A 16,002-nucleotide genomic window follows, 5' to 3' on the forward strand; every position below is an offset into this window, starting at 1 on the left:
TTCCTCTGTGTCCTCTGTGTTCTCTGCGGTTTAATAATTCCGGTACAGCCAGATTTGATATTACCAATTACCTGTTCTACCAATGCCCTGTTTGCCCAATGACCTGTTTGGCCAATGACCTGTTTGGCCAATGACCTGTTTGGCCCATGATTAATGACTGCTGAAATATGCTTCGCAGAAAATGTCTGCATAAGCTTGAGTCATCTCCTCAAAAGTATTGAGTGAATCCAAGACATATTTAGCATTTCCAGCTAACTGCTGGCGCAAAGATTTATCCTCCAACAAACTAATCAAAGCTGCAAGTAATTGATCCGGACGATCCGGCGTATAAAACAAACCGTTAATTCCCGGCCTCACTTGTTCCTTAATTCCAAAGACTGGCGATGTAATAATTGGTAAATCGCAGGCCATCGCTTCCAAAATCACTCGCGGAAAACTTTCGACACGAGAAGTGCAAACAAAAATATCCGCCGCTTTGTAATATTTTCCTGGTTCCCCGGTTTCCGGGACTACTGTCACCCTTTGTCGCAACTCTTCCGGCAATGCGTTCACCATATCGGCTAATTTATTGCTGTAAATACTCGGCCGATCGCCCACAATGAAACACCTAATCTTATTGTGCCATTTTTCAGGCAAAAGTGAAAGTGCTTGAACTAAATCTTGCTGGCCTTTACGTTCGCAGACGGTTCCCAGCAGCAACAATACCACATCTTCCGCTGCCACACCTAAAGTGTTTCTAGCGTCTTCAGAATTCTCGGAATTTTCCAGTTTGCTCAAATCTAAGCCGTTGTGAATCACTGTAAAATTGTGGTGGCTGTTGAGAGGCAAATACCTGTCACGCGTTGCATCCGCCACAAAAATCACCTTGTAAGGAAAGCGGAAACACTCCAAAGCTCTCGCCGCAATCTCCGAGCCAAACCTGTTAAAATAAGTTTGCCAAGGTTCGCTTTCGTGCACGTTCCACACCGCCGGAACTCCGATTTCTCGCGCCGCATCAACTACAAAGAAGTTTTCTAAAGTATTGGCATAAATTGCATCTACTTTTAAACTTTCAATTTCCTTACTAAAACTCCGGATAGCTTCATCGTAAGCATCGCGCTGGTAGATGTGTTCGAGGGGATTGTCGCGTACAATGACTTCAATTCCCTGTTGTTCGTAAGCTTGGCGCAGGGGGCCGTCTGTCGTGCAAAGTACGATCGGCAAAATCACACCCTCAGCCGCCAATTTCACCGCAATTTCGTACTGATGCAGCGGTGCCCCCGTAAAATCCAGCGAATTGCTGCACATCAAAACCTTAAGAGGATGAATAGAATTGTTTGTATTGGCTACCAACAAACCAGAATCCGAAACTTCCAATGTATAACCCTCTTCCTTTTTCCCTCTTTCTTCTTCCTTCTTCCCTCTTCCTTCTTCCTTCTTCTTTCCCTCTCCTTTCATAAAAACCCGTCGGGGTTGAATATGAAAATACTCATCTTCTAAAGACAAATGAGGACTGTAAAAGCTGTCATTTTTCCCCGCATACTTGCGCCGAAAAGCCGCAACTTCTTGAGGATTGTCAGTAAAACCTCTCGAAGTTCCCTCCTTGTGCAACAACTCCGCATCGGGACAATACACGCACCGATAACCCCGTTCTAACAATCGATATCCGTAATCGACATCATTGTAAGCAACAGCAAAATCATCCTCATCAAAGCCGCCCAATTCTAAGAACAATTGACGGGGAGTAATCGTGCAAGCAGCAGTTACTGCCGAGTAATTTCGCGTTACCATCGCTTGAGAAAGATAGCCTCGATTCTCCTTATCCATCAGCTTAAAAGCGTGACCGGCCAAACCGTGATGGAGGCCGTGAATTACTCCCGCGTGCTGAATTCTACCGTCGGGATATAACAGTCGCGCGCCGACTGCACCAACGCCGCGAATTTGAGCGTATCCCACCATTTGACTCAGCCAGCGCGGGTTGATTGCTTCAGTATCGTTGTTCAAAAACAATACATATTCGCTGTCAACTTTCTCGACGGCGCGGTTGTTGATTGCTGCAAAACTAAACTTGCCACCAGGATTTTTGATTCGCAAAACTTGGCAAGTTAATTGCTTTAAATATTCTAGAGTTTTCGGATCGTCGCTTTCATTATCTATGACAGCAATTTGAAAGTTTTTGTAGGTTGTAGTTTCCAGAGAATCTAGACAGGCTTTCAGCAATTTCACCTGATTTTTAGTAGGAATAATTACCGTTACTGACGGGCCGTCATCCGGGAAATCTTGGGCAAAGATGCCCAAATTTTCTTTGGTAGCCCAGGCGTGCTGAGCGACATTGCCATTAATTTGTCGGCGGTTTAGTGCATCTTGGATTGCTTTTTGACCTGCGCCAAAACTGGCGGGTTTTGCGGCCCCAGATATGGCTGTAGAACCGGGTGCAGTTCGCCAATGATACAGCACTAAAGGCAGGTGCGCGACGTGGCGACAAATTTCGGTTGCTCTTAAGGCAAAATCGTAATCTTGCGAGCCTTCAAAACCGAGGCGCAAGCCACCTATTTCTTCAAAAATCTGTTTTCTGACGGCGCACAAATGACCGAGATACATATAGGAAAGCAGCAGTTCTGGCGACCATTGCGGTTTGAATTGTGGGGCGAAACGGCGACCTTTGGTGTCGATTTTGTCGTCGTCTGAGTAGAGAAAATCGGTGGTTGGATGGGTGGCAAAATATAGCGCTACTTCGCCTAGGGCGTCGGGAGTTAGTTCGTCGTCGTTGTCTAAAAATAGGATGATGTCGCCTGTGGCGAGGGCGGCTGCGCTGTTAGTTGCGGCGCTGATGTTGCCGTTTTCTGTGCGAAATTGTATGCAGATACGATCGTCCTTTTCGGCCCAATTTTTCAAGGTGTCAGCAACTGTGGCGTCGGTACTGCGATCGTCAGCGATGCAGAGTTCCCAGTTTTGATAGACTTGATTGATTACACTGTCGATCGCACTTTCGAGAAAATCTATCTGCGGATTGTACACTGGCATGACCACCGAAATCTTGGGCAGCGCTTCCCCACAGGATTTTAACCGAGAAATCAAGTAATCGCGCGATCGACTATTCCACTGATTCACCTCCAACCAAGCGTCATACCTATCAATCGGTTTCGGCACCACAAAACCCGCAGGCGGTAGCAAATCCCCCGGCGCAGTCAACTGTTTTTGCTGTTGGTAAATCTTCCCCAACTGGCGCATCACCTTGACAATTTCCCAAGGCATCGGCACAATTCTGCCCAGACGCTGTTTTCTCTCCCTAGCCCGCTGCCGGATTGCCTCTACAAAACTCGAAAACTCCTCAAATTTATCAGCACTTCGCTGCCAAATATGGTAGCGCCGCACAGTCAATATTTGTGGCGCTTGAAAATACAAAATTTCCTCGGTATCTAACTCAGCTTGCAGCGAAACTTGCCATTCCCCTGGCGGCAAATCGACAAGTGCCTCAAAGCCACTTTCCGAACTGTTAACCCAGTCGGGAAACACTTCGCCGACATCTTTTCTCCGCAAACCGTAGGCGCATTCTACAGAAATATCTCCGCACACAAAGCTTAATTTAGCAATTTTGCGATCGTGGTGACAGCACCAACCTGCGAACAAAATTTGACCCTGACGCTGTTCCCACACCACGGGTACATCTAACGATGCTTGAATTGTTGAAACCAACAGCGGATAAGTTGCCAAGAGATGCCAATTTCCGCCTGCTTCTTGGGCTTCTAGTACCACTTCGTGCCGTCCGGCAGGCGCTTGCAATTCAATAGTAAAACCCGCTTTCCTCGCAGCCGGAATATTAGAATGTGCTATCGCTATATCGCTTCTTTCTATGCCGTAAACGCCCGAAAATATTTTGTCATCAATTCGGGCGCGCACTGCTTTAATCTCAATTTTTGTGTTAAATACCCAGCCCACAATTAGTAGATTGGAATCGCTAATTTGCCAAGTAGTGGGTTGGTCTAACGAAAAAATATATTTCGGGAAGAGGTCACGGATTCGGCGCCTAAAACCCCACAAATTTTCTCGGATTTGCCACCAGTCAGAAGACTTGATTGCCTCAATTTCTGCCCGCACTCTTTCTGTTTCCTGGCGCGATTTTTCTAAGTCTTCCCGACTTTCATTTAATTTTTCCTGAGTTTGACTCTGTATTGTTTCCAACCACAGTAACTCAGCTAACTTTTGCTCCAATTTGAATTCTTTTTCTTCGTATTTTACCTGACTCTTCCCTAATTCTGCTTCTAATTCCAAGACTTTTGCTAAAGCTGTTTGAAATTGCGATTCTTTGCCGGCAAGCTGTACCTGAGTTTGTCCTAATTCTGCTTCTAATTCCAAGACTTTTGCTAAAGCTGTTTGAAATTGTGATTCTTTGCCTGCAAGTTGTACCTGAGTTTGTCCTAATTCTGTTTCTAACTTCAGGACTTTTGCTAAAGCTTCTTGAAATTGCGATTCTTGACCGGCAAGCTGTGCCTGAGTTTGTCCTAATTCTGTTTCTAATCCGAGCAGTTTTGCTAAAGCTTCTTGAAAATTTGATTCTTTGCCTGCAAGTTGTACTTGAGTTTCTCCTAATTCTGCCTCCAATCCCAACACTTTCGCCTGGGCTTGGTGAAATTCTTCTTGCCACTGTTTGATTTCGGAATTGCTGGTTTTTTGCTGTTTTTCCAGCAAGCGGATTTTTAGCCAATCTTCAAAAGGCCCGACAGAAGATGCTGGAAAATGAATAATTTTATCGCTGGCAGAATTCGATTCGCTGCCCAGATTGCCAGCTTGGGTTTCCAAAACTTGATATAGTTCTAAGGCTTCGGGAAAATATTGTTCTATTAAACTTGGTCTGTGACTTTTGACAATATCGTTGACTAATAAAGATTCTTCAAAATTGTCGGCAGGTATCGCCCCTAAATTAACGTTAAATTTGTCGTTGACTCGATCGATAAAAAATTCCGGAGTGTTGCCGATCGGGTAAACGTTGGCCAACAGACAGCGATCGGGAAAACGTTCGGACAATTCTAAGACTTTTTGGTTGTAGTGAATCCACATTTTTACTGCCATTTCGGGGTTTTGCAGCAAGCTGACATCGGTTCCGCGGCGGTACAGCGAATCCACGACTTCCCAGGGCGATCGATAAACGCAGATGAAATTGGCTGTGGGAAGCAAATTTAGCCAAAAATCCCAAAACAGGGCGGTTCGCGGGTCTTTCCAGCCCCAATGGTTGTCAGTTTGTTGGTTTTGCGCGATCGCCCGTTTGGCAATTTCCACATATTCCGCTGCTACCGGAATCGTTTGTTCAAACGTACAGCCGAGTTCATCTATGCCGTGCGATCGTAAAACACTCTTGTGAAACTCAACAAAATCAACATTCTCGAAATGACCTTTCACATTTCCCACCGCCGGGCCCACCAACTGTTTGCCAATATCAACTCCGACTTTCTGAAACAAAGAAGCCGTTAAAGATGTACCGGAACGGTGCATTCCAGTAACAATAAAAACCGACGGTTTGCTGTCATTCATATTCACAATTTCTCTCCCTCGCCCTAATTCCCACACCATTTTTACTCGCTACACGATTTAGCCCAAAATGCAACTTATAGGTAATATCCCAACACTTAGTCCCTCATCTCTCCCAATCTCCAATCTCCAATCCACAATCTAAAATCCAAAATCCAAAATCCAAAATCTAAAATGGTCTTGTCTTATTCTCCCGCTAAACCGAGCGCTCGCCTGACTTGAAACCACGTGCTTCTCAGCTTCCAGAACTTGCTACTTTCCATCGCCACAACTCGACATTGCGATTTCTCTAGTTCTTGCTTGACATTCATCAACTGATTTTCAGTCTTCTCCAACTGCATTTGCAGAGACACTAACTGACTTTGAGTTTGTTCCAACTGCGAGTGAACTGAAATTAATTGATTTTGAGTTTCTTCCAACTTAGTATGAGATTCTTCTAACTGAGTTTCAGTAATCATTAACTTACTTTGACTTTGCTCCCATTCTATCTTAGCCCCAGCTAGCTGAGTTTCAACCAATTGAAGTTTGAGTTGAGTAGACCCCAACAAAGACCGCGATTGCTTTTGCCTTACCAGCGATTGCACAGTGCAAGTTTCCAAAATCCATGTCAAACCGTAGTTATTGATTGCTTTAACGGTTAACACATCCTGCGGCGCCACAGAGTTTTTCGGTAAATAACAGTTCCAACCCGACTGCAAAGCCACATCAGTTTCAAAGTGTCCGGCCACATCCGGGCGATCGTAAAAAGGCTCGCACCTCTGCACAAACTCACCGTTTACCAGCACTTGCAAATCCTCAATTTTACCGCCGCCATTCAGATCTGCCGCCCATCCTTCCAGATACAAATTCTCCTTATTTGTAAAAGCAGCAACATCAACATATCCTTCCGGGTGCTGATTGAATTTCAACTCCGAAAAATCTCTAGATAGTTGATTTGTGACAACATACAAATCCTGAAACCTGCATATACCTTTTTCGATGCGGTGAACAAAAGCCTTACCTGCGCTAACTTTATCGACAACTTCTCTGACAAACTTTTCAGTTACATAAGTTGTGCCGTATTCCTCCTTATCTAAAGACTGACTTTCGCTGAGGGCGCTGAACAGAATACCATTAGCAGGCATTTCTACATTAGGAGCACGCAAACACTCATCGTGAACGCTGAACATCAAAATACCGTTAGGAGTCAACAAATCGTACAAATTTTGCAACCAACTTGTAAAAGTTCTTTCCGGCATATGGCTGAAAAAAGAATTAGCCAGAATGCAGTCAAATTTGCGATCGATTAAATAATTTTCTGGTTTGCCAGTCGAAACAATACCGCTAACGCCGAAGTATTCAGCTTGAAACTTAACCGCATTAGCATAAATATCAGAAACCCAAACTTGTTCCGGCGGCATTTCCTGAATCAAAAACCGTGTAAATCTACCGTAACCGCAGGCAAAATCTAGAAAAGATGGTACATTTTCAAAACTGCCAAAATGCCAATCCACAACCTGTTTAACCGTATCCAGGATGCGGCGCCCCAGCGAATAATAGCGCACCAAAGCCCGATCGCGATCGTCCTTGACATTGCTCAACGCAAACAAATACATTTCATCGTTTTCGCAGATATTTAGTTTAAAATCTTCGGGAAACTTAGTTTGCTCTCGAATAAATGCTTCGATTACCGGATTTTGGACTAAATCTAAATTGCTCTCGCTCATTGTTTTCACAGAATTTTAGATGACTTCGGTTGACGCCTTTTTCACCAGAGAATCAGAATTAACAACAGTTAAACACGGTTCGATCAGCAAGTCAACGATGCCGTTACCGCAGGACTCAGTACAAGACTGAACTCTAAACATCGCCACATCAACGCAGCGATCCAGATAAGTTAAATCCTCATCTACCGTTCCCACAACCCCCGCATTCAAAAAATAAACCCCAGGATTTAGCAAACATTTAAACTGAAACTTCACGACAATTGTCGTTCCCGCTTCCACATACCTAACGGACTGACTGGAAGCCTTTAAAGAAGCACCAGCTAACTCAAAACCGCTAATCGTTTTAATCAACATTCCAAACCTCACCTTGGAAGTTGACCGCGAGAAAGTGACAGAGTAAGTGTAAACATAATCTTGACGACCAATCAAGTGATTTACCACAGTTCCCGACCGAGTCTCGATGTGGGGGTTGATAATTTCCGCTCCGCGAGACGGATACCTCACCGTATTCGACGGTATCATCCCCGGATCGTAAAATTCATCATAATGTTCCTGGGATTTCGAGTGATATTGCTCGGGTTTCACCTCCGTCTTTGTGCTTTCTAAATTAGCATCCTGAAGATTGTTGTCACTTTCTTGCTTTGTGAGTTGATTTAGCGATCGAATATCTGACTTCAGCCCCAATACTTTATCTGGATCTGCATAGATCAACTTTTGATACTTAGAAATTACCACCTTCGGCGTGTGAGCGAGCAGCAATTCTCCGCTATCCATTAAAATTGCTGACGTACAAAGTTGCACCACCGAAGTAGCAGCGTGAGAGACAAATAAAATCGTGCCGCCACCTTCTTGAATGCTTTGCAAGCGGGCAAAACACTTGCGCTGAAAAGCTTCGTCGCCTACCGAAAGTGCTTCGTCAACCACCAAAATATCCGGTTCGACGCTAGTCGCAACAGCAAAAGCCAGCCTGACAAACATACCGCTGGAATAAGTTTTGACTGGCTGTTCGATGAAATCTCCAATATCAGCAAAAGCAGCTATTTCGTCAAACTTTGCTTCAGTTTCTTTTTGACTGAATCCCAGTATTTGAGCGTTGAAGAATACATTTTGCCGCCCGGTAAATTCCGGGTTAAATCCGCTTCCAAGTTCCAACAAAGCGGAAATTCGTCCTTTCACATCCACGCTGCCGGTGGTGGGCGTCAAAGTCCCCACAATTATTTGCAAAAGAGTGCTTTTTCCCGAACCGTTGCGGCCGACAATTCCTAGAGTTTGTCCTTGAGGAATTTCCAGATTGATGTCGTGGAGAGCCCAAAATTCGTCAGCGAGTTTTTTGCTGGGGTAAATAATTTCTTTTAAGCGGTCTCCTGGACGATCGTATCGCTTAAAGCATTTAGAAACATTTTTTAGTGAAATTACATTTTCTGTCATCCGATTTTAGATTTTAGATTTTAGATTTTAGATTGATATTATGTCCGATCTCACTAAAAATAGGTTTGTAGTGAGGACTTTAGTCCTCAGATTTTTATGAGGAATGCGAGTCCTCACTACAAACCTTTATTGGAATTTTAGATTTTAGATTGACTTGCGATCTCAAATAAGTTTACCAGGAGAAATTGGTTTAAAGCCGGAACCCTTGTAGGGAGAAATCAAAAAAAGACGATTCATTACTCGAATCCTCGGACTTCCAGGTAGAGGTCGCCCTCAACTGTCAACTGTCAACTGTCAACTGTCAACTGTCAAAGCACGTCAGCAAAAGCGGGGCGCAAACGGCGGTAAACTGCAAAACCTGCACAAAATATAGCAGCAGAAATCAGGGTGGCGACACCCCATTCACCCCAATGCTTGACTTCTCCAAGCAGTATCAGATCTCGGTAAATCTCGGAGATGGCGGCCATTGGATTGAGCCAAAATATCCACGCTCGCCATTCTTCGGGGATGATTGATGCTGGATAGACGATCGGCGTCAAATAAAACCAAAAATTTAGAATAACACCTAATGTCTGAGGAATGTCTCGCAAAAACACTGTCAAGCCCGCTGTCAAATATCCCAAGCCCGCTGTTAGCAGCAACTGAGGCGCCCAAACCAGTGGCAGCAAGCATAAAGTAGCGTTGAGCTTTTGCGTGGACACTGCTACGATCAGAATCAAAGCTGCTAAACCGAGAGAACTTTCAATAAAAGCGGTCAAAATCGGCACTAGCGGCAGCAAACCGAGGGGAAATACCACTTTTTTGACTAAATTTGGCTGCCCAACCACGGATACTCCCGATTTAATCAAACCGCTGGTGAAGGCACTCCAAGGCAATAAACCTGCAAACAGCCAGACTCCAAAGGTAATGTCACTGTTTTCGGGGAACCCTGCAAGTTGGAGCTTGACCTTGAGGACGATCGAGAATACATAAGTGTAAATCACCAATTGCGATAGCTGATTCAGCAGCGGCCACAAATTGCCCAGAATCGAACCTTTGTATTGAGCTTCCAAGTCCCGGCGCACCAATGTTGTCAGTAGATGCAGCTTCGTCCACCGTTGGCTGCTTGCGGGCATCCTGCCGCGAGCCGATCGGGCTTTTTGGGCAACTCCTTTCACCGTTCTCAGCAATTTTTTCGCCCTCGTTCACTAACCTTCACACCTAAATCAACTCCAGCTACGATTGTGCAGCTTTTGCTAAACCGCAATTATTCCACAGCCCCGCCGCTTTGATCAAGCATCTGCTGGCAAAGATCGGACTCGGCGGTTGAAACCGCGTCTAGACAAACGAAGTCTGCCTCCGCAGACTGAAGAAAATAAGAGACAAAATTGCAAAAGTCCTTTTAATCAATTTTTTGAGCGGGACTGTAGCCCATCCTAGCTATTTTTGCTAGAGGTCTACTTTACCCGATCGCCTGACTCACTGCTGAACGTATCGCCAGTTTTTGCTCGTCGTCGTAGCCCCACCGTTCAAAAAATTCCTCGTACTCGCCGCTAGCATTCTGCAAACTTTCCAGCATTTCGGACGCTACAGCTTTACAGGCGGGCATTTGCAGGATTTGAATCAAATTGTGCGATCGCCCCTGCACTCTAGCAGAACCCGCGGCTCTTTCCTCGCTTTGATGGCGCGAATGATAGACAACCATCGCCGACGACATCGCTAAATTTTTCACCAGCAGTTCTGCTACGATCTCAGGAGCCGATCGCAGCGCCTCGATAACTCCGGGTGAAGGCCGGTCTGCCACCTGTCCCTCGTCCGTCAGATAAGTAACAAAAAAACCCCGAGCACCGTTCTTAGTTTTCACCAGAGAGGCCACTGCTTGCTCGATCTGGGCCTCTGAAAGTCGTGAACCCTCAATTTGGGGCAATAAAGATTGAGTCAGCTCGATCGCCCCCTCAAAAGTTATGCTTTCCGACGCTAATAAAGAAGATGGAATACTCATAGCGAACTCAATACTGGTAATGATTCCGCTCACAATTGTAAACAATTCCCATTGCCCGATCGCAAATAACTATGGCAATTATCTCCTCCAAACAACAACCACCCGACCCAAATCTACCCGAAGACATAGCCCCGGCACCCCGGAAAAAAGCCGCCAAACCCGAGACGGAATCGCTACTAGAATCGCAAGAACTACCCGACGAAATCAACAGCAAACAAGAAGACAAAATCCGGCCCCAGCGGTTAGCTGAATATATCGGGCAAAAAGACTTGAGAGAAGTTTTGGCGATCGCAATTGCAGCAGCCAAATCCCGCGGCGAACCGATGGATCACCTGTTACTCTACGGCCCGCCGGGATTGGGCAAAACCACAATGTCGCTAATTTTAGCAGCAGAAATGGAAGTAGAATGCAAAATCACCACAGCCCCAGCCCTAGAAAAACCGCGAGATATTGTCGGATTGCTAATCAACCTGAAAGCAGGCGACGTGCTGTTTATCGACGAAATTCACCGATTATCGAAAGTTACAGAAGAAATCCTGTATCCGGCGATGGAAGACTGCCGCTTAGATATTACGATCGGTCAAGGAAAAAGCGCCAAAATCCGCAGCATTCCGCTGAAACCCTTTACCTTAGTAGGCGCCACCACCAAAGTTGGGTCGCTGACATCTCCATTGCGCGATCGCTTCGGCTTGATCCAAAGACTGCGATATTACGAAATAGACGAACTTAGTCTAATTGTCCAAAGAACCGCCCAAGTTCTTGACACTCAAATCACCCCAGAAGGAGCCGAAGAAATTGCCCGCCGCGCTCGCGGAACACCCCGGATTGCCAACCGTTTGCTGCGCCGAGTCAGAGACTACAGCGAAGTCAAAAATTTAAAGCCAATCAACGCCGAAGTTGCCTCCGTCGCCCTCGAATTGTTCAACGTCGATCCGCTAGGTTTGGATTGGACAGATCGGTCTCTTTTGACAGCAATGATCGAAAACTTTAACGGCGGCCCCGTGGGTTTAGAAACCCTCGCAGCTTCTACAGGAGAAGACACTCAAACAATTGAGGATGTGTACGAACCTTATTTAATGCAAATCGGATTTTTGCAGCGAACAAGTCGGGGTAGAATTGCCACAGCCGCTGCTTGGAAACACCTAGGTTTTGTCTCACCTAAATTATTGTAGGGTGCGTTAGATGGAGCGTGCTTAAATAATTGCGATGGAACAGTCGTAGGGTGCGTCGCCCTCGAAAATTCCCAAAGAAATATCGATAATCTTACAGCGACGCACCTGACAAACAGCGCTACAGTGCATCAGGAAAGGCAATTCTCAATCATCACTGAAAATTCTATCACAAAGCCCTGCACGAAACTCGTCATGTTGTTGATTGATACATTATATCGTTTCCGGTTGCATCGGTATTCTTTAAACCGTAAACAATTAACAGTCAACAGTTAACATTCAACATCACCTGACAGTACAACCGAAATTGATATAACTTGCTATCTAACAAATTTTAAGAGGGCTCGCATCCCAACAACATACCTTTCTTGGTACGTAGTTGCGATGCAAGCGCTCTTGGGGCTCGCATCCCAACAACATACCTTTCTTGGTACGTAGTCAAGCGCTCTTGGGGCTCGCATCCCAACAACATACCTCATCTTTTTGGTAAAGGCTATATGTCTATCACAATCAATTACACACTATCCGAAGCCAGACGCAACTCCCGCAACATCTTTTCTCGCTCGCGCGCAATTCTTATAGCAGTTTCCCAAGTAAAAGTAAAAGATTGAAAAGAATCAGAATCAATCCGATCTTCGTCCAAATCTACAATCACCTGGTTAAAAATCTCAAATAACTCTTCTTGCAAGAAATGAATTTCATGCGAAGTTTTCGCTTGACGAATTTTTTGAATCAAACTTAAAATCGCCAAATTAAACTGATCGGCTTGATTTTTTTGTTTTTCTACAAAGCGCGAGCGCAACTGCCAAACCCAAGAGGCGAAAAGCGTTCCGATAGATAAATATAAAGCCATAAGATCGGAATTAGCAGCCCAAAAATCCGGCTTTTCGCGATCGTAATAAGCCTGAGCGCCCTCATGTAGGGGCAAAGCCAAACCCCCATTTCCTCCAGGCTGACTAATCATTGCCGCCAGCGAATTAGCAGCTACCAAATTGCGGCGGTACTCGAACACAATCCGCGTAATTTCCCGCACGATCTCCGGATCGACATCCTTCCGGGCCAACAGAGTAGCCTGCACTCCCACGGTCGCCAAATCTGCATCGGGAACAGCCGGATCGGCTTTGTAAGTACCCTTAGGAATCATATCGGCTTCCAAATAAGGCAACTTTATTTTCATGGCAGATCCTTGGTCGATCTGTACTAGCTTTCCCTGCGTATTTTGCAGCAAGTTTCTAACCAGATCGCTGCCGGGAGGCAGTACCCTGAAAATAGCATCAACCTCGCCATTACTAAATAATTTACTAGCCTCTGTCCAAGAATTTGGAGTAAACATAAAATCGGTTTCTTTTAAACCATAATGTTCGCTCATCAACCAAAAAGAACTGTAAGAACCACTGCCTCTTGCCATCAGTGCAATATGTTTGCCTTTTAAATCCGAAATACTTTTAATTCCCGACTGTTCGGAAACAATTAAATGAAAAACTTCCTTAAACAACGAAGCTATTACCCGAGCAGAAGGTACCGCAGCCGTATCGTTTTGTACGATCGCTAACTGAGCCTCATTCGACTCAAGCTTCCGCATATTTTCCTCAGCACCTTGAGTTTCAATAACTTGAATGCGGATGCGCGGATTGTGTTTCACGACGACATCAGCAAGTGCCTGTCCGAAAGGGTAATAATTCCCAGTTTTTGTTCCCGTGGCCAGTGTTAATTGATAGACTCGCTCCTTGTCTTGGTGAAGCTTCCAGCCAAAAGCTCCAATCAGGACAAAGCTTAAGAGAGCAACGGGCAGCAGTAATTTACTTTGCATTGATGTTGAGACTCGATCGATAATGGCAAAATTACAAGTATTGTAGTTGAAAATCAAAAGAAGACTCGGGAAATTCGACGCGCCCGATAGGGGAGGAGTCAATGCCCTGCGCGGGCCCCATTCCCAATGCCCCATTCCCCATTCCCTATGCCCAATTCCCCATTCCCAATTCCCCATTCCCAATTCCCCATGTTACTATCCCTCAGAATAGAAAACTTTGCCCTAATTGACCGCCTGGATCTAGACTTTGGCCCGAGTTTGAACGTATTTACAGGGGAAACCGGGGCTGGAAAATCGATTATCTTAGATGCGATCGATGTAGTTTTGGGCGGGAAAGTCGATCGCCGATCGATTCGCACCGGAGCAACGCGGGCAATATTGGAAGCTACCTTTGAATTAGACTCATCCGCCGCCAAGTGGCTCTTCGAGCAAGAAATCGAACCCATAGATGGCAATTTAGCCGTTTGCAGCCGGGAAATTAACGTATCTAGCGGTGCTTTGCGGAGTCGATCGCGTTTGAACGGAATTCTCGTCAACCGCCAGTTAATGGAGCAACTGCGCGATCGGCTTGTGGAAATTACGGCCCAAGGCCAAACCGTCCACCTCGGCCAAGAAACTCTCCAGCGAGAATGGCTGGATTTGTACGGTGGTAAAAAACTCACTCAAGCGCGATCGACAACCAGCACCGCGTGGCTGGGGGCTGCCAGCGCCAAAACAGCCCTCAACCGCAGGCGTCAGTCGGAACAACAGCGGCTGCAAAGACTGGATTTATTAGAATACCAAGTCCGAGAACTTAGCGAAGCCCACATCGAAGACGGCGGGGAACTCGAACAGCTAGAACAAGAATCAATCCGCCTCGGCCACGTCGTCGAATTGCAGCAGCAGAGTTACCGAGTTCACCAGGCCCTTTACCAAAACGACGGCGATAGCGCCTCAGCCGCCGACTTGTTGAGCAAAGCCGAGGAAATTTTAAACGACATGGTAGTCTACGATGTCCAGTTGCAACCAATTTTAGAAATGGTCAGCGACGCCCTAGCTCAAGCCACAGAAGCCAGCAGCCAAATTAGCAGCTACGGCGAACAATTAGAAGCAGATCCCGAAAGACTCGAAGAAGTAGAAGATCGGATTCGCGAACTCAAACAAATTTGCCGCAAATACGGGCAGCTCTCAGAAGCGATCGCCTACTACCACAGCATCCAAAACGAACTAAACGAACTTTTAGAAGGAGGCGAGTCAATGGAAGCCTTAGAACTCGCATATCAGACTGCTCTAGAGCAATTAAAAGACGCTTGCAGCCACCTCACCATCCTGCGGCGCTCCGCAGCCCTGAAACTCGAAACCCACCTCGTGGGAGAACTTAAGCCCTTAGCTATGGAAAAAGTCCAATTTCAAGTCGAGATCTCGCCCTGTAGCCCAACCGCCACCGGTGCTGACCAAATTGCCTTTTGTTTCAGCCCCAACCCGGGGGAACCGCTGCAACCTTTAGGGGCGATCGCCTCCGGGGGAGAAATGAGCCGCTTTCTACTCGCCATCAAAGCCTGTTTTTCCCAAATTGAAAGCGCCGGAACCCTAATTTTTGACGAAATCGATGCCGGAGTCTCCGGGAGAGTCGCCGGTGCGATCGCCAAAAAGCTCTATCAACTCTCCGACAAACACCAAGTTTTGTGCGTCACCCACCAGCCGCTAATCGCCGCGATGGCTGATTGTCATTTTCGCGTCAACAAACAGACGATCGCAGCAGAATCAAGTATCGGCGAAGCAGCCAACACCGAACCGGGCGAACGAACTGTAGTCAGAGTTGCAGTCCTCAACAGCCAGCAGCGCCGGGAAGAGCTCGCCCAACTCGCCAGCGGTCGATCGGCCCATGAGGCGATCGCCTTTGCCGAATCACTACTCGTCGAAGCCGCCGGATTGCGCCAAAGTCAGTCGGCAAAACCCTCAAAGTAGCAGCATTGCTCCCGAATCGCCAATCAAAAATAGTCTTGTCAGTAAATCCACCTAAACTTAACGTAAAATATGAATCGCGATCGAGCTTGCTGTGTATGTCTTCTGACTTCATCGCGATAGATAACGAAAGTCTTCTTGCTCTTCTTTTACTCACCGTTCCGAGTCTCCCAAACGGTTTGAAGGAAATATGGAGATTTAAAAAACCAGTTTCAATGCCCAAAACTGCAAAAAAACTGCAACTGACAACCGACGATCGAACGGCGTCAAACTCAGTTCTTCAAAGCCTAATCTGATCCTCCAGGCGATCGGGGGGTCAAAAGGCGGACTTTTTTTCCGAGTCGGAGGTTACACTGAAAATGACCGAAAAACGAGGCGCAAGCCCCGTCCTTTTAAGGCTGGGGTCTAGCCGATTAGCGACTTCAGTCGCCTTGGAGCGAGTGCGCGGCTTCAGCCACA

The 16,002-nt window shown here is 46.2% G+C and carries 8 protein-coding genes; 2 read left to right on the plus strand and 6 right to left on the minus strand.

Features of this window, described 5'->3' with window-relative positions:
- Positions 1 to 150: 150 nt before the first annotated feature.
- The 5 genes from JGK36_RS07715 to JGK36_RS07735 all read right to left on the minus strand — a co-directional run bounded on the left by JGK36_RS07715 (position 151) and on the right by JGK36_RS07735 (position 10,620).
- Positions 151 to 5,514, minus strand: a complete 5,364-nt coding sequence (locus tag JGK36_RS07715) for a glycosyltransferase (protein ID WP_293196654.1) — start codon at positions 5,512 to 5,514, stop codon at positions 151 to 153.
- Positions 5,515 to 5,690: 176 nt separating this feature from the next.
- Positions 5,691 to 7,211: a class I SAM-dependent methyltransferase gene (locus tag JGK36_RS07720; protein ID WP_293196651.1), complete on the minus strand. Its 1,521-nt coding sequence runs from the start codon at positions 7,209 to 7,211 to the stop codon at positions 5,691 to 5,693.
- A 15-nt stretch (positions 7,212 to 7,226) separates the two neighbouring features.
- Positions 7,227 to 8,639 carry an ABC transporter ATP-binding protein gene (locus JGK36_RS07725; protein ID WP_293183314.1) on the minus strand — a complete coding sequence of 471 codons (1,413 nt, stop codon included), beginning with the start codon at positions 8,637 to 8,639 and terminating at the stop codon, positions 7,227 to 7,229.
- A 308-nt stretch (positions 8,640 to 8,947) separates the two neighbouring features.
- The gene (locus JGK36_RS07730; protein WP_293190518.1) at positions 8,948 to 9,754 is read right to left on the minus strand and encodes an ABC transporter permease; all 807 of its coding nucleotides are present in this window, start codon (positions 9,752 to 9,754) and stop codon (positions 8,948 to 8,950) included.
- A 326-nt stretch (positions 9,755 to 10,080) separates the two neighbouring features.
- On the minus strand, positions 10,081 to 10,620 hold the full coding sequence (locus JGK36_RS07735) for a hypothetical protein (RefSeq protein WP_293183312.1): 540 nt from the start codon (positions 10,618 to 10,620) through the stop codon (positions 10,081 to 10,083).
- 71 nt (positions 10,621 to 10,691) lie between these two features.
- Here JGK36_RS07735 and ruvB point away from each other — a divergent pair, with 71 nt between their 5' ends.
- Positions 10,692 to 11,792: a Holliday junction branch migration DNA helicase RuvB gene (gene ruvB, locus JGK36_RS07740; protein ID WP_293196652.1), complete on the plus strand. Its 1,101-nt coding sequence runs from the start codon at positions 10,692 to 10,694 to the stop codon at positions 11,790 to 11,792.
- Positions 11,793 to 12,303: 511 nt separating this feature from the next.
- Here ruvB and JGK36_RS07745 read toward each other — a convergent pair.
- Complete coding sequence (locus JGK36_RS07745) at positions 12,304 to 13,776, minus strand: TAXI family TRAP transporter solute-binding subunit (protein ID WP_293183308.1); 1,473 nt, start codon at positions 13,774 to 13,776, stop codon at positions 12,304 to 12,306.
- 12 nt (positions 13,777 to 13,788) lie between these two features.
- Between JGK36_RS07745 and recN the strand changes: the two genes are divergently transcribed.
- Positions 13,789 to 15,546 (plus strand): DNA repair protein RecN, encoded by a 1,758-nt coding sequence (gene recN, locus JGK36_RS07750; protein ID WP_293196653.1) that lies wholly within the window; start codon positions 13,789 to 13,791, stop codon positions 15,544 to 15,546.
- Positions 15,547 to 16,002: the final 456 nt, after the last annotated feature.

Origin of the sequence: Microcoleus sp. PH2017_35_SFW_U_B (genome assembly GCF_020737865.1) — a bacterium.
Classification (GTDB): domain Bacteria; phylum Cyanobacteriota; class Cyanobacteriia; order Cyanobacteriales; family Microcoleaceae; genus Microcoleus.

What these genes read in the sequence shown, in the direction of transcription:
- JGK36_RS07725 (WP_293183314.1), bottom strand. Translation starts at nt 8,639, where the DNA reads ATGACAGAAAATGTAATTTCACTAAAAAATGTTTCTAAATGCTTTAAG.
- JGK36_RS07720 (WP_293196651.1), bottom strand. Translation starts at nt 7,211, where the DNA reads ATGAGCGAGAGCAATTTAGATTTAGTCCAAAATCCGGTAATCGAAGCA.
- recN (WP_293196653.1), top strand. Translation starts at nt 13,789, where the DNA reads ATGTTACTATCCCTCAGAATAGAAAACTTTGCCCTAATTGACCGCCTG.
- JGK36_RS07745 (WP_293183308.1), bottom strand. Translation starts at nt 13,776, where the DNA reads ATGGGGAATTGGGAATGGGGAATTGGGCATAGGGAATGGGGAATGGGG.
- JGK36_RS07730 (WP_293190518.1), bottom strand. Translation starts at nt 9,754, where the DNA reads ATGCCCGCAAGCAGCCAACGGTGGACGAAGCTGCATCTACTGACAACA.
- ruvB (WP_293196652.1), top strand. Translation starts at nt 10,692, where the DNA reads ATGGCAATTATCTCCTCCAAACAACAACCACCCGACCCAAATCTACCC.
- JGK36_RS07735 (WP_293183312.1), bottom strand. Translation starts at nt 10,620, where the DNA reads ATGAGTATTCCATCTTCTTTATTAGCGTCGGAAAGCATAACTTTTGAG.